Here is a 12,977-nt window from a genome sequence, read left to right as displayed (position 1 = left end):
CGACACAATGCCCTTGCCAAGGGGGCGTCCACATATGAATCACATTCCCGACGCCAAGGGAATCCTGTTTATGGGTCCCGATCCGCTTCGGCCCGCTGGCCGATAGCCCGCTCACCGCGCGCAAGCTGGGGGAGAATGGCCGGGTGATCGTCGCCTCGCCGGCCTATCTCGCGCGTCACGGTACGCCGCATATTCCCAAGGACCTCCACGACCATAATTGCCTCAGCTTCAATTTCCGCCGGGCGGAGCCGGTCTGGCCCTTCCGGCGCGACGGCCGCGATTATGCCCTCGCCGTCAGCGGCAATATCGAGGCGAACAATGGCGAGACGCTGGGCCAGCTTGCGATCGACGGCGTCGGCATCACGCGCGTCGGCTTCTTCGGGGTGGAGGATGATATCGCCGCCGGCCGGCTCGTCCCGTTGCTAGAGGAGTATAATCCGGGCGACAGGGAGGCGGTCCACGCCGTGTTCGCCGGCGGCCCGAACATGCCGGCCCGGGTGCGGGTGTTCGTCGATTTCCTGGCCGAACGGCTGGCGTGATCGCCCGGCGTCTCCGGGAAGGGCGCCTCAGGCGAGAGTGAGGTAGATTTCCGCCTCGATCACCCAGTCCGCGCCGATCCTGCGCCATTTGGCGGCATAGGTGCCGGAAGCGACCGCTGCCCCGCCTTCCGCGGCAAGGCCCTGCCAATGGCCCTGTTCCAGCGCGATCGGTTCCACCGGCGAAGCCTGGATGGTGTCCGGTGTGCGGGTGTAGATCGTCCGCTCCCGCGCCGTGAATTCGCGCTTCCATGCCAGCAATTGCGCCTTGCGGCCGGAAATCACCGCGCTGTCCGTGCCGGTGACGAGAATGGCGTTGGGCGCGAGCAGCGGGCCGATCGCCGCCAGGTCGGCTTCGGCCAGCGCCCGGTTGAAGGCGGTGCGGCGCAGGCGGATCGCAAGATCGGGCAGGGGGGCGGCCTTCGTCATCATCGGAGGGGGATCGGGTTGGGACCAATCGACATTCAGCCCTGACGGCCTGCCATCATCTGAATGTCGATTGGTCCTAGCGGGTTGGCCCCGTCTCCGGCAAGGGTGGATCGGCGGCGCGGCCGGCGGCCTCGGCCAGCTTCTCCAGATAGGCGCAGAACATGTCGGCAAGCGCATCGGCATAGACCTGGATTTCCGCGGGCGTGCGCGGGGTCTCGGAGAAATCGCTGCCCACTTCGCGGAGCGTGGTCTTTATCAGCCTGGCCGCCACTGTCCGCGTCTCCGCCGATATGCCCGGCAGGGCCTCCTGCAGGAACACCTTGAAGATATGGGCGGTCGTCTCCCGCGCTTCCCTGGCCTCGGGCGCGTCGCGATAGAGCGGGGCGGCATCGGCGAGCGCCTGCCGGATCTGCGCCTCCTCGCACTCGGATCGGACGAAGGCGTGGACGAGCCTGCGCAGCCGGAGGGCGGGCGGATCGCGCCCGTCCTCGAGGATGTCGCGCAGCAGCGCCGACGTCTGCCGCCACTCGTCGCTCTGGAGCCGGAAGAGGATGGCCGCCTTGTTGGGGAAATATTGGTAGAGCGAACCGACGCTCACGCCCGCGCGCTCCGCCACGCGGGCGGTGGTGAATCGCTGCGCTCCCTCGCTCGTCAAAACCTGAACAGCGGCGTCGAGAATCGCCGCGACAAGATCGTTCGATCGTGCCTGCCTGGGCTGTTTTCGCGAGGAAACATCAGGGTTTCGGGCGTTGGTCACGATAAGGCTGGGCCAATGCGAATAGGGAATGCGACGAATTAGTCGTATTCTTCCGATCGAGCAAATGAACGCTGCTCGATATCGGAGAAAATCGATGAACACCCTCATGAGCGCCCCCGTGGCGCCCCTGCTCGATCGCCTGTTCCGCGAGGCGGATTCGGCATCGCCAATGGCCAGCCCCGCCTTCGCCGCCATGTCCGATGAGGAACGCCTCAGCCTGCTGCGGAGCAGGACGGGCTATGCCGCGCTCTACAGCGATCTCAAGGAGTTCGCCCTTCCCGTGTCGCGGGAAACGGGAACGCTGCTCTACATGCTGGCGCGCGCGACCCATGCCCGCTCGATCGTCGAGTTCGGCACGTCGTTCGGCCTTTCGACCCTGTATCTGGCCGCCGCGCTGCGCGATAATGGCGGCCAGGGCCGGCTGATCACCAGCGAGTTCGAACCGTCCAAGATCGCGCGCGCCAAAGCGAATCTGGCCGCCGGCGGCCTCGCCGATCTCGTCGAATTCCGCGAAGGCGATGCCTTGCAGACCCTCGCGGTCGATTTGCCGGAGGCGATCGATCTGGTCCTGCTGGATGGCGCCAAGGCCCTCTATCCCGACATTCTCGGCCGGGTCGAACCCCGTCTGCGCACAGGCGCGATCGTCATCGCGGACAATGCGGATTTCAGCCCCGAATATCTGGAACATGTCCGCTCGATCGCGAACGGCTACATGTCCCTGCCTTTCGGCGGGGATGTCGAACTGTCGGTTCGGCTGGGCTGAGAGAGAGGGGCGTCAGGCGCCGGATGACCGCAAAGGGTGCAGCCCTTCCGCAAAAGCGGAAGTGGCTCCCCGGGGTCGACGAAGACGCGAACTACGAATTCTCGATTTCCCTACTCCCAGCTACGCCAGAACCGCCGAAGATGCGCAAGCGTGATCGGGATCGCGCGGAAAGGCTACGCCTCGCCGGCGGCCCCAAGCCTTCTCTGAGGGACAGGGCCGTCGCCCTCGCAATTGAACGAGGCACGGTTCGAACGCGCGATCTAACCGACATCGGGGTGCCTCGCTGCTACCTGGCACGCATGTGTGAAGAAGGCCTGCTCACAAAGGTTGGCTACGGCCTGTATTCTCCAGGCCGCCTAGCAGCCTAACGGCACCGGCGCAGTTCCATCAGGAGCCGTCTCGCGCTCCGGCTGACAACCCGTCCGTTTCGGATGGAGAACATGCAAACGCGTCGCAATAGCATTGTCACATAGGCCCATTACTGTCCTGTCAGCAGTTCTGCCGACCCGAGTGGGTTGCGCCTGGAACCATGAAAGATCCAGTGCGCAATTCCTCATATTGGTTGAGGCGGTTGCCGCTCGGCCGGGGCATGCATTTCCGGGAGTGCCACGGATGCAGGTCACCGGAAACACAGAGGAGTTCCGGACGCTGGGGGCGCAAATCGAGTTGAGGCACCTGCGCTATGTCGTCGCCGCCGCGCACTATGGGAGCTTCCGGCGGGCGGCCGAGGCGCTCGGGGTCAAGCAATCCACCCTGAGTCGCTGCATATCGCAATTGGAAATTCGTCTGGGCGTCGTGTTGTTCGAGCGAACCAGCGGGGGAGTTCGACTGACCACGGCGGGGGCCGAGATATTGCGTACGTCACGGCACCTGGTCGAAACCGTCGATCACATGGCCGCGACGGCCAAAGAAATGGGTAGGGGCGAGGCCGGCCGTCTCACCGTCGGATTCTACACCTCGCTTTCGGCGGGAAACCTCCGCGCCAGCCTGATCGAATATGCATCGCGGTTCCCCAAGGTCGAGATCCGGACATATGGCCGCCTCACATATCGATGCCGTCATTGGGATCGAGCGCGACCTGCCGGGCGACGCCGCGCATCTGCTGGCGCAGGATCTGGCGCTGGCGCGCCGCGTCTTCCGGTGCGTCGTCGAGAACGATCGCGAACTCCTCCGCCGGTTTCTGCTCGGTGGTTTCCTTGGCGATGGCGACGTGATCGGGAAGCTCGGGCTCACGCCGCAAGCCGCTATTGGCGGCGTCCTCGGCCTTCACGATCTCGGCGAGGAGCACGGCGTCGGGCCGCTGCGGCTTCAGGTCGGACCAGCCATCCTTGCGCGTCGACCGGCCGCATTTCGCCGGATCGGGCGATGGGAGGACGCGCTCGGTGAAGCGGCGATCCTCGTAGTAGCGCGCCTTCTTTGCCCGGATCGGATGCACGCCGGCCGCCATGACGATCTCATCGGTCGGTGGAAGCTGCATCACTTCGCCAGGGGTGAGCAGGGGCCGGGCTGTTTCCGAGCGCGACACCATCAGGTGGCCGAGCCAGGGGCTGAGCCGGTGGCCGGCATAGTTGCGCATCGCCTTCATCTCGGTGGCTGTGCCGAGCGCGTCGCTCACCCGTTTCGCGGTCCTCTCGTCGTTGGTCGCGAAGCTCACGCGGACATGGCAATTGTCGAGGATGGAGTTGTTCGGACCATAGGCCTTCTCGATCTGGTTCAACGACTGCGCGATCAGGAACGATTTGAGGCCATAGCCCGCCATGAAGGCGAGCGCGCTCTCGAAGAAGTCGAGCCTGCCGAGTGCAGGGAATTCATCGAGCATCATCAGCACGCGATGACGCCGGTCCTTGGCGTGCAGGTCCTCGGTCAGGCGCCGGCCGATCTGGTTGAGCACGAGGCGGATCGCGACATCGGCCTCGCCGCCGGCGATATCGACCAGCCTGTCGCTAAGGCTGATATCGACGAGGATGTGCGGATGGAGCCGGGTGAACTCGCCCAGCAACGGCACGATGCGGAGCCGGCCATGGGCCTGCGCGGCGCTGATCCGCAGCCGGCCGCGCGGCGCGCCCTGGTCCGCGATCGCCTGCTCCGCATCGTCGAGATCGGTGAGGATGCGCCGCGCGGCCGCGAGATAGGCCTGCCCCTCGGCGGTGAGCGCCAGCGCCCGCGTGCTCCGCAACAGCAGCCGCACGCCCAGCCGCGCCTCGATCCGATCGATCGCGCGGCTGACCGCCGAGGGCGTGAGGCCGAGCTGCCGCCCGGCGGCGGAGAAGCTGCCTTCCGCGACGACGGCGGTGAATATCTCCAGCGCGCGGGCGCGATCGGCGGCGGGGGCGATCTTTGCATCCATTTCAAAAATCCTTCGCCTCCAGCCGGCCTACCGACGGACTCCGCGGCGATCCATCTATGCGCTCCTATAGCAGTTGAAAGGGACGCGGATGGAATATCGGCAATTGGGAGCGTCGGGGCTCCGGGTGCCCGTGCTGAGCTTCGGCGCCGGCACCTTCGGCGGGGCCGGCCCGCTGTTCGGCGCCTGGGGCAATAGCGACGCGCGCGAGGCGCGGCGGCTGGTGGACATCTGCCTGGAAGCCGGCGTCACCCTGTTCGACACGGCCGACGTCTATTCCGACGGCGCTTCGGAGGAAGTGCTGGGCGAGGCGATCCGCGGCCGGCGCGACGCAGTGCTGATCTCCACCAAGACCGGCCTGCCGACCGGCGACGGGCCGGGCGACTGGGGCGTATCCCGATCGCGCCTGATCCGCGCCGTGGAAGGCGCGCTGAAACGGCTGGGCACCGACCATATCGACCTGCTGCAGCTCCATGCCTTCGATGCCTCGACGCCCGTGGAGGAACTGCTCGCCACGCTCGACATGCTGGTCCGCGCCGGCAAGGTGCGCCATGTCGGCGTATCCAACTATCCCGGCTGGCAGCTGATGAAGGCGCTCGCCGTGGCCGACCGCCATGGCTGGCCGCGCTTCATCGCCCACCAGGTCTATTATTCGCTGATCGGCCGCGCCTATGAGGCGGACCTGATGCCGCTGGCGGCCGATCAGGGCGTGGGCGCGCTGGTGTGGAGCCCGTTGGGCTGGGGGCGGCTGACGGGGAAGATCCGCCGCAGCGCGCCGATCCCGGCCGGCAGCCGCCTCCACGAAACCGCCGCCTTCGCGCCGCCGGTGGAGGACGAGCTGCTCTATCGCGTCGTCGACGTGCTGGATGCCATCGCCGGGGAAACCGGCAAAACGGTGCCGCAGATCGCACTCAACTGGCTGATCGGCCGGCCGACGGTTTCGTCGGTGATCATCGGCGCGCGCAACGAGGAGCAGCTTCGCCAGAATCTGGGCGCCATCGGCTGGTCGCTGACGGCCGAGCAGGTCGCCCGGCTGGACGCCGCGAGCGACGTGATGCCGCCCTATCCGCATGCCCCCTATCGCCAGCAGGAGGGCTTCGCCCGCCTGAACCCGCCGCTCGTCTGACCCGGAAAGCCCGTCATGAAGATCAACCCTCCCCTGCTCGCCCTGGCCGCCGGCGCCTTCGGCATCGGCGTCACCGAATTCGCGCCGATGGGGCTGCTGCCCGTCATCGCCAACGACCTTGGCGTTTCCATCCCCGCCGCCGGCCTGCTGATCAGCGCCTATGCGCTGGGCGTGATGCTGGGCGCGCCGCTGATGACGCTCACCACCGGGCGGATGCGGCGGCGGACGCTGCTGATCGGGCTGGCCGCCATCTTCACGCTGGGCAACCTGCTGGCGGCGATATCGACCAGCTACGAGATGCTGCTGGCGGCCCGCATCATCACATCGTTGAACCACGGCGCCTTCTTCGGCGTCGGATCGATCGTGGCGGCCAGCCTCGTGCCGCGCGAACGGCAGGCAGGCGCGGTGGCGGCGATGTTCATGGGGCTGACCATCGCCAATGTCGTGGGCGTGCCGCTGGCGACATGGGCGGGCGAGGAGATGGGCTGGCGCGCGGCCTTCTGGGGCATATCGGCGCTGGGCGTGGTGACGATGGCGGCGCTGCGCCTCACCCTGCCGGACATGGCCGTGCCGAAGGACGGCGATGCCGTGGCCGAGCTGCGGGTGCTGACGCGCGGGCCGGTGCTGGCCGCCCTCGGCCTCACCGTGGTGGGCGCGAGCGCCATGTTCACCGTTTTCACCTACATCACCCCGATCCTGCGCGAGCAGACGCACGCCTCGCTGGGCTTCGTGACGGCGATGCTGGTGACATACGGCCTGGGCCTGACGATGGGCAACTGGCTGGGCGGGCGCTTTGCCGATCGTTCGGTGGACATGACGCTGATCGTCACGCTCGCCTCGCTCGCCGCCGTGCTGGTGCTGTTCGCGGCGCTGATGCCCTATGCCGCACCGACCGCCATCCTCGTCTTCCTGTGGGGCGTGGCGAGCTTCGCGCTGGTGCCGCCGCTGCAGGTGCGGGTGATGGCCGCCGCCGCCGATGCGCCCAACCTCGCATCGTCGATGAACATCGGCGCGTTCAACCTGGGCAATGCCATCGGCGCGGCGCTGGGCGGCGGGGTGATCGCCGCCGGGCTGGGCTATCCCGCCGTGGCGCTGGCCGGCGCCGCGACATCGGCGCTGGGGCTGGGCGCGGTGTTGCTCGCCCGGCGCCCGGCCGGGCAGGCGGCCGAGCAGCTCTGCAACGAAGCCGCCTGATCGCGCCCCATACCAAGGCGTCGAGATGCTGGCGCATCACGCCTGGAAAGGCTCAGGCGCCGCGGTCTTAATCAAGGTTCGATGAGTCACGCTCATCGAACCCCGTCGTCACTCCTCCGCCGGGCAGACCGTGCCGGTCTTGTTTTCGACCAGCCGGGCATCGATCAGGTCCATGTCGAGCGTGCCGCCCGTCTTCAGCCGAAGCAGCGGCTGGACCTTGCTGAAATCCTGCCCCTTGAAGCAAGGCAGCGCGATTTCGAGATGGCTGGCGCCGGGGCGGAGCAGGCGGGCGATGGGCAGCGCCGTATCGCCCACCATCAGATGCACGGCCGAGGACGGCGCCTTGCCGACCTTGACGTCCAGGCTGACGAGCATCGAGCCGTTCGCCTCGCGCGAGATATCGGTGGGATCGGCGGCGGCGATGGCGACCCACCCTTCCCCCTTGCCGTTCCAGCCGAGATGCACGGCCTGCGGATCGCGCGGGCTGGGACCGGCGGTGACGGCGCCCGCGCCCGCCGGCTTGCCGGCATAGGCGACCGGCGGCGCGCCCGCCGCGCCCAACGTGAGGCCATAGCCGTTCCAGAAGACGCCCCTGGCGAAATAGACGCCCCGATCGCCATATTGGATGCTGGTCTCCACCTCCGGCAGGCGCGGCGTTTCGGCCGGCGCGGCATAAGTAAGGCCGAACCCGAAGGCGAATTGCGGATCATAATCGGCATCGCCGATATTGAGGGGCGTCTGGTCAGGCCGCTTCGGCCAGGAGAAGCTGAGCCGGCCGGTGAAATCGTGGCGCGGCTTGCCGTCCGCCCCGGCGATCAGCACGTCCGCCACGCCCGCGCCTTCCGATCCCGGCAGGAAAGCCGCGACGAAGGCATCGGCCTGGTTGATCTGCGGGTTCACGTAGAGCGGCCGGCCGGACAGCAGCACCGCCACCGTGGGAATGCCCGCCGCCTTCAGCCGCTTCAGCAGCGCCAGGCTTTCATTGTTGCCATGGTGGAGCGCGACGTCGGTCTGGTCGCCCATATATTCGGCATAGGGCGTCTCGCCGAAGACGACGATGGCCACATCCGGCTTGCGGGCGAAGGCCCCGTCCGGCGCAAGCTCCGCCGTGCCGCCGGCCGCCTCCGCCGCCTGCCGGATACCCTGGTAGATGGAGGTGGCGCCGGGAAATTCGGCCGGTCCATTGTCATTGCCCTGCCAGGAAAGCGTCCAGCCGCCGGTCTGCATCGCCACATTATCCGCGCCCTCGCCCGCAACGAGGATGCGGGCGCCCGGCCGGATCGGCAGCAGCGATCCGTTATTCTTGAGCATCACGAGCGACTTGCGCACCGCCTCACGCGCGACGGCGCGATGCTCCGCCGTGCCGATCGGCCGGAGGGTGCCGGGTCGATCCCTGGGCGCCGCCCCGTCCATGATGCCGGCGCGGAACTTGACGCGCAGCACCCGGCGCACCGCATCGTCCAGTCGGGCCATCGGTATCTCGCCCGATCGGACCTGGCGGATCATATTATGGTAGAGCGCCTTCCAGTCGGTCGGCACGTTGAACACGTCCACGCCCGCATTGAAGGCGATCGCGCAGTCGGAAAGCGTGCAGCCCGGAATCTGCGAATGGCCGTTCCAGTCGCCGATGATCAGCCCGTCAAAGCCCATCCGCGTCTTCAGCACATCGGTGAGCAGCGCCTTGTTGGCGTGCATCTTGGTGCCGTGCCAGCTGCTGTAGGAGGCCATCACCGTCTGCGCGCCGGCGCCGATGGCGGTGACGTAGCCGGCCGCGTCGACCCGGCTCAGCTCCTCCTCCGACACCAGCGAATTGCCCTGGTCCCGGCCCTTGTCGGTCGATCCGTCACCCAGGAAATGCTTGGCGGTGGCGAGAACGTGATCCCGGTCGAGAAAGGCCCTGCCGCTGCCTTCCAGCCCCTCGACGATGGCGGCGGCATAGCGGGAGACGATGCGCGGATCTTCCGAATAGCTTTCATAGGTGCGGCCCCAGCGATCGTCCCGCGCCACGGCGATGGTCGGCGCGAAGGCCCAGTCCATGCCGGTCGAGCGCACCTCCGCCGCCGTCACCGCGCCGATGCGGCGGATCAGATCGGGATCGTGCGCGGCGCCGAGGCCGATATTGTGGGGAAAGAGCGTTGCGCCCAGCACATTGTTATGGCCGTGCACCGCATCCGACGCCCACATCAGGGGGATGCGGACATGGTTGGCGCGCGGATCGACCGAGGCCTCCCAATAGGATTGGATCATCTCCACCCAGTCCCCGACCGAGGCATGCTTGTTGCCCCTGGGGAAGGAACCGCCGCCATTCTCGATGCTGCCGATATGGTAATCGCGCACCTCCTCCGGCGTGATCCAGCGGATTTCGGGCTGGAGCGTCTGGCCGACCTTCTCCTCCAGCGTCATCTGCCGGATGATATCCCCGATCCGCGCCTCGATCGCGGGATCGAGGCCGATGGGCGAGCGCGCGGCCGGCCAGATTCCGGGGTGGACGGGCATGGGTTCGGAAGGTGCGGCCGGGGCCTGCGTGCCCTGCGCGGACAGGCCCGCGCCGGCGGACAGGAAAGCGGCCAACGCCAGCCGGGACACCATCCGCGCACATCTGCCTGCCTTCATCCTCATCCTCCAGCCGATCCGGTTGCGGGGCTCAGGCCCCTTTCATGCAGGCGCTGATTATCATCCGCCCGGCGCCCTCGCCACAAATTTATGGCAACGTTTTCATCGCCGCCAAAAGGATCAGGCGAGCCGCGGCGCAGTGCTCTGGCGGATGACAAGCCGGTGCGGCAGGATCTCGGCGAGTTCGTCCGTTCCCGCAGGCGTCTCGTCCGGCCTTTCCATGGCGCGCAGCAGGCGGCGGGCGGCGCGCTCGCCAATGTCGCGCGTCGGCTGGGCCACGGTGGATAGCGGCGGATTGGCCATCGCCGCATAGATGGTGTCGTCGAAACCCATGATGGAAAGATCGGCCGGCACCGCAAGGCCGAAGCGCGGCGCGACGCTCATCACGCCCAGCGCGATATCATCATTGGCGCAGAACAGCGCGGTCGGCCGCGTTTCCCGGCCGAACAGCCGGTGCGCCGCCGCGATGCCGCCCTGGATGCTGAGTTCGGCATGGAGGATGCGCGCCGCGCCGTCGGCAATGCCCGCCTGCGCCATGGCCGCGACGAAGCCGCGCTCGCGATCCTGGGTGATCAGCGATCCCCGCTCGCCCGAAACGAACATGATCTCGCGATGGCCGCTGTCCAGCAGATAGCGGGTGGCATCGAAGGCGGCCTGATGATTGTCGATATGGACGCTCGGCAGGCTGGCGAGATCCTCGCTGATCGGCTCCAGCCCGATCACCACCGGCAGGCGGGGGAAATTGTCCAGCTCCACCAGCTTCCGGCTGAAGGGCGGCGAGGAGCAGAGCAGGATCACGCCCACCACCTGGCGCGCCACCAGCAGATCGATGAAGCGGCTATGCCCCTGCTCCTCCGACCGGGATTCCATCAGGATGATCGAATAGCGATCACCCAGCACCCCGCGAATGCCGTCGATGATGTCGGAAAAGATGCTGCTGCCGATATTGTGGATCACCACCAGCACGATGTCGGTGCGCCCGCGCCGGAAGCTCTGGGCCAGCAGATTGGGGCGGAAGCCGGTCTCCTCGATCACCTTGCGGACGCGGGCGAGCGTCTTGCGGTCCACCTTTTCCGGGTTGTTGATGCAGCGCGAAACGGTGGAGTTGGAGACACCCGCCAGCCTGGCGACCTCGACGATCGTGGGTTTGGGCAAAGCGATCACTCCTCGATCCGGCAATGATGACGGCAGGCCGGCCCTTCCCCCGCCAGAGCATTTTCCAGTCAGATGACACCATCTGACGACTCGGAAAATACAGAAAACAAAAGATAATTAGAGCATGGTCCGATTCAGCCAGATCGGATCATGCTCTAGCCCGCAACGCGTCCGCGCGGCAAGGCGCCGGCGCGGACGGACCATCCGTTCAGAGCGTGGAGGAAATCTTCCAGAGGTCGATCCCGCCTTCCTGGGCATGGGTATCGATCTCGGCCAGTTCCTCCGCCGTAAAGGCGAGATTGTCGAGCGAACGGAGCGTATCGGCGAGCTGGTCCACCGTGCGCGCGCCCACCAGCGCGGAGGTGACGCGCGGATCGCGCAGCACCCAGGCGATCGCCATCTGCGCCAGCGTCTGCCCGCGCCGCTTGGCAATCTCGTTCAACGCGCGAATCCGCGCGATATTGTCGGGCGTGATCAGCGACTGGCTGAACGATCCGGGCCGGGCGGCGCGCGCATCTTCCGGCACGCCGTTCAGATATTTGGTCGTCAGCAGGCCCTGCGCCAGCGGCGAGAAGGCGATGCAGCCGATGCCGAGATCGGCCAGCGTGGCGAGCAGTTCCTGCTCGATCCAGCGGTTCAGCATCGAATAGCTGGGCTGGTGGATCAGCAGCGGCACCTTATGCTCGGCCAGGATCGCGGCCGCCTGGCGCGTCAGTTCAGGCGAATAGCTGGAAATGCCGACATAGAGCGCCTTGCCCTGCCGGTGCAACGTGGCGAGCGCGCCCATCGTCTCCTCCAGCGGCGTATCGGGATCGACGCGGTGGGAATAGAAGATGTCGACATAATCCAGGCCCATGCGCTTCAGGCTTTGGTCGCACGAGGCGATCAGATATTTGCGCGATCCGCCCACGTCGCCATAAGGCCCCGGCCACATGTCCCACCCGGCCTTGGTGGAGATGACCAGCTCGTCGCGGTGGCTGCGGAAGTCCGTCGCCATCACCCGGCCGAAATTCTCCTCCGCCGATCCGTAGGGCGGCCCGTAATTATTGGCGAGATCGAAATGGGTGATGCCGTGATCGAAGGCATGGCGCAGGACCGCCCGGCCGGTCTCGAACACGTCGTCGCCGCCGAAATTCTGCCAGAGGCCGAGCGAAATGGCCGGCAGCTTCAGCCCCGAACGCCCGCAGCGGCGATAGGGCATAATATCGTAGCGGCCGGGGGCGGCGGCATAGGGCGTGGGAAAAGCCATAGGGATCAATCCAGCAGGTTGAGAATTGCGTCGATGCCGATCCGGGCGATCTCGAGATCCTCCTCGCCCGAAAGGCCGCTGACGGCGACGGCGCCGAGGCATTCGCCGCCATGGAGAAGGGGTGCGCCGCCATCCCAGCCGACATAGCGCGCATCGCCATGATAATGAACGTCGGACCCGTCCGCCTGCGCGCTGCGGCCGATATCGCCGCTGGACCGGCGGACGCGGGCGGCGGTGTAGGCCTTGTTCTGCGCGATCACGATCGACGGCAGCGGGCAACCATCCATCCGCCAAAGCGCGATCAACTCGCCATGCCCATCGCTGACCGCGATCGCCGCCGCCTTGCCACGCCGCCTCAACTCATCCCGGCAAGCATCCACGGCGACGGATGCCTCGGCCTCTCCCAATATACAAACGGAACGCATGCGAGCCTTTCAGTGGTAACGTTTTCACGACGCTAGCACGAGCATGGCAGGCCGACAATCCGGCAACGGCGACACCCTTGGCGGGAAGATAGATTCCTGCGCCCGATAAGAGATGTCGCCGGATCGCGATGCCTGAAGCACTATTCTCAAGGTCGGATTGGGCATCGAGGCCGGATTGTTGCCGCTGGACCGCGATCTCTGAAGCGCTATTCTCGTCGCGCAGCCATTGACGGCGCACGAAGGGTTGCCGCTGGACCGCGATCTCTGAAGCGCTATTCTGGGCAGACGCGGCGGCCGCGACCATCTTCAGTTGCCGCTGGACCGCGATCTCTGAAGCGCTATTCTAAACCACGGTTCGGGTTCATCGCCAGCGCGGTTGCCGCTGG

Annotated in this window: 10 protein-coding genes and 4 pseudogenes; 6 read left to right on the top strand and 8 right to left on the bottom strand. The window is 66.8% G+C overall.

Annotated elements, in window-relative coordinates:
- Positions 1-74: 74 nt before the first annotated feature.
- Positions 75-539, top strand: a pseudogene (locus CV103_RS13880) (LysR substrate-binding domain-containing protein); the annotation flags it as partial.
- A gap of 27 nt (positions 540-566) precedes the next feature.
- Here the strand turns inward: CV103_RS13880 and CV103_RS13875 are convergent.
- The gene (locus tag CV103_RS13875) at positions 567-965 is read right to left on the bottom strand and encodes a nuclear transport factor 2 family protein (protein ID WP_070934789.1); all 399 of its coding nucleotides are present in this window, start codon (positions 963-965) and stop codon (positions 567-569) included.
- A 76-nt stretch (positions 966-1,041) separates the two neighbouring features.
- The gene (locus tag CV103_RS13870; RefSeq protein ID WP_281258492.1) at positions 1,042-1,830 is read right to left on the bottom strand and encodes a TetR/AcrR family transcriptional regulator; all 789 of its coding nucleotides are present in this window, start codon (positions 1,828-1,830) and stop codon (positions 1,042-1,044) included.
- Here CV103_RS13870 and CV103_RS13865 point away from each other — a divergent pair.
- The 3 genes and pseudogenes from CV103_RS13865 to CV103_RS23250 all read left to right on the top strand — a co-directional run.
- Positions 1,817-2,485 (top strand): O-methyltransferase, encoded by a 669-nt coding sequence (locus CV103_RS13865; RefSeq protein ID WP_107395267.1) that lies wholly within the window; start codon positions 1,817-1,819, stop codon positions 2,483-2,485. The genes CV103_RS13870 and CV103_RS13865 overlap by 14 nt on opposite strands.
- Positions 2,486-2,508: 23 nt before the next feature.
- Complete coding sequence (locus CV103_RS23085) at positions 2,509-2,853, top strand: type IV toxin-antitoxin system AbiEi family antitoxin domain-containing protein (RefSeq protein WP_342749169.1); 345 nt, start codon at positions 2,509-2,511, stop codon at positions 2,851-2,853.
- 244 nt (positions 2,854-3,097) lie between these two features.
- Positions 3,098-3,316, top strand: a pseudogene (locus CV103_RS23250) (LysR family transcriptional regulator); the annotation flags it as partial.
- 211 nt (positions 3,317-3,527) lie between these two features.
- Here the strand turns inward: CV103_RS23250 and CV103_RS13850 are convergent.
- A pseudogene (locus CV103_RS13850) lies at positions 3,528-4,610 on the bottom strand (type IV secretory system conjugative DNA transfer family protein); the annotation flags it as partial.
- A gap of 21 nt (positions 4,611-4,631) precedes the next feature.
- Positions 4,632-4,832 (bottom strand): annotated as a pseudogene (locus CV103_RS23245) (helix-turn-helix domain-containing protein); the annotation flags it as partial.
- A gap of 88 nt (positions 4,833-4,920) precedes the next feature.
- On the opposite strand from CV103_RS23245, the gene CV103_RS13845 reads away from it, so the two are divergent.
- A complete protein-coding gene (locus CV103_RS13845; protein WP_107395265.1) occupies positions 4,921-5,955 on the top strand; it encodes an aldo/keto reductase in 1,035 nt (344 codons plus the stop codon).
- 15 nt (positions 5,956-5,970) lie between these two features.
- Positions 5,971-7,149 carry an MFS transporter gene (locus CV103_RS13840; protein WP_107395264.1) on the top strand — a complete coding sequence of 393 codons (1,179 nt, stop codon included), beginning with the start codon at positions 5,971-5,973 and terminating at the stop codon, positions 7,147-7,149.
- Positions 7,150-7,257: 108 nt separating this feature from the next.
- On the opposite strand, the gene CV103_RS13835 is transcribed toward CV103_RS13840, so the two are convergent.
- The 4 genes from CV103_RS13835 to CV103_RS13820 form a co-directional block, all read right to left on the bottom strand.
- Positions 7,258-9,762 carry a glycoside hydrolase family 3 protein gene (locus CV103_RS13835; RefSeq protein WP_245896836.1) on the bottom strand — a complete coding sequence of 835 codons (2,505 nt, stop codon included), beginning with the start codon at positions 9,760-9,762 and terminating at the stop codon, positions 7,258-7,260.
- Between the two features lie 120 nt (positions 9,763-9,882).
- Positions 9,883-10,926 carry a LacI family DNA-binding transcriptional regulator gene (locus CV103_RS13830; RefSeq protein WP_245896834.1) on the bottom strand — a complete coding sequence of 348 codons (1,044 nt, stop codon included), beginning with the start codon at positions 10,924-10,926 and terminating at the stop codon, positions 9,883-9,885.
- A gap of 199 nt (positions 10,927-11,125) precedes the next feature.
- Positions 11,126-12,166 carry an L-glyceraldehyde 3-phosphate reductase gene (mgrA, locus tag CV103_RS13825; protein ID WP_107395262.1) on the bottom strand — a complete coding sequence of 347 codons (1,041 nt, stop codon included), beginning with the start codon at positions 12,164-12,166 and terminating at the stop codon, positions 11,126-11,128.
- A gap of 5 nt (positions 12,167-12,171) precedes the next feature.
- Positions 12,172-12,591, bottom strand: coding sequence for a GlcG/HbpS family heme-binding protein (locus CV103_RS13820; RefSeq protein ID WP_107395261.1), 420 nt, complete (start codon positions 12,589-12,591; stop codon positions 12,172-12,174).
- Positions 12,592-12,977 lie beyond the last annotated feature (386 nt).

The organism is Edaphosphingomonas fennica (assembly GCF_003034225.1).
Lineage (GTDB): Bacteria > Pseudomonadota > Alphaproteobacteria > Sphingomonadales > Sphingomonadaceae > Sphingomonas_E > Sphingomonas_E fennica.
This window is presented reverse-complemented; position numbering and strand designations above follow the sequence as displayed.

What these genes read in the sequence shown, in the direction of transcription:
- CV103_RS13875 (WP_070934789.1), bottom strand. Translation starts at nt 965, where the DNA reads ATGACGAAGGCCGCCCCCCTGCCCGATCTTGCGATCCGCCTGCGCCGC.
- CV103_RS13865 (WP_107395267.1), top strand. Translation starts at nt 1,817, where the DNA reads ATGAACACCCTCATGAGCGCCCCCGTGGCGCCCCTGCTCGATCGCCTG.
- CV103_RS13870 (WP_281258492.1), bottom strand. Translation starts at nt 1,830, where the DNA reads ATGAGGGTGTTCATCGATTTTCTCCGATATCGAGCAGCGTTCATTTGC.
- CV103_RS23085 (WP_342749169.1), top strand. Translation starts at nt 2,509, where the DNA reads ATGACCGCAAAGGGTGCAGCCCTTCCGCAAAAGCGGAAGTGGCTCCCC.
- CV103_RS13845 (WP_107395265.1), top strand. Translation starts at nt 4,921, where the DNA reads ATGGAATATCGGCAATTGGGAGCGTCGGGGCTCCGGGTGCCCGTGCTG.
- CV103_RS13840 (WP_107395264.1), top strand. Translation starts at nt 5,971, where the DNA reads ATGAAGATCAACCCTCCCCTGCTCGCCCTGGCCGCCGGCGCCTTCGGC.
- CV103_RS13835 (WP_245896836.1), bottom strand. Translation starts at nt 9,762, where the DNA reads ATGAAGGCAGGCAGATGTGCGCGGATGGTGTCCCGGCTGGCGTTGGCC.
- mgrA (WP_107395262.1), bottom strand. Translation starts at nt 12,166, where the DNA reads ATGGCTTTTCCCACGCCCTATGCCGCCGCCCCCGGCCGCTACGATATT.
- CV103_RS13820 (WP_107395261.1), bottom strand. Translation starts at nt 12,591, where the DNA reads ATGCGTTCCGTTTGTATATTGGGAGAGGCCGAGGCATCCGTCGCCGTG.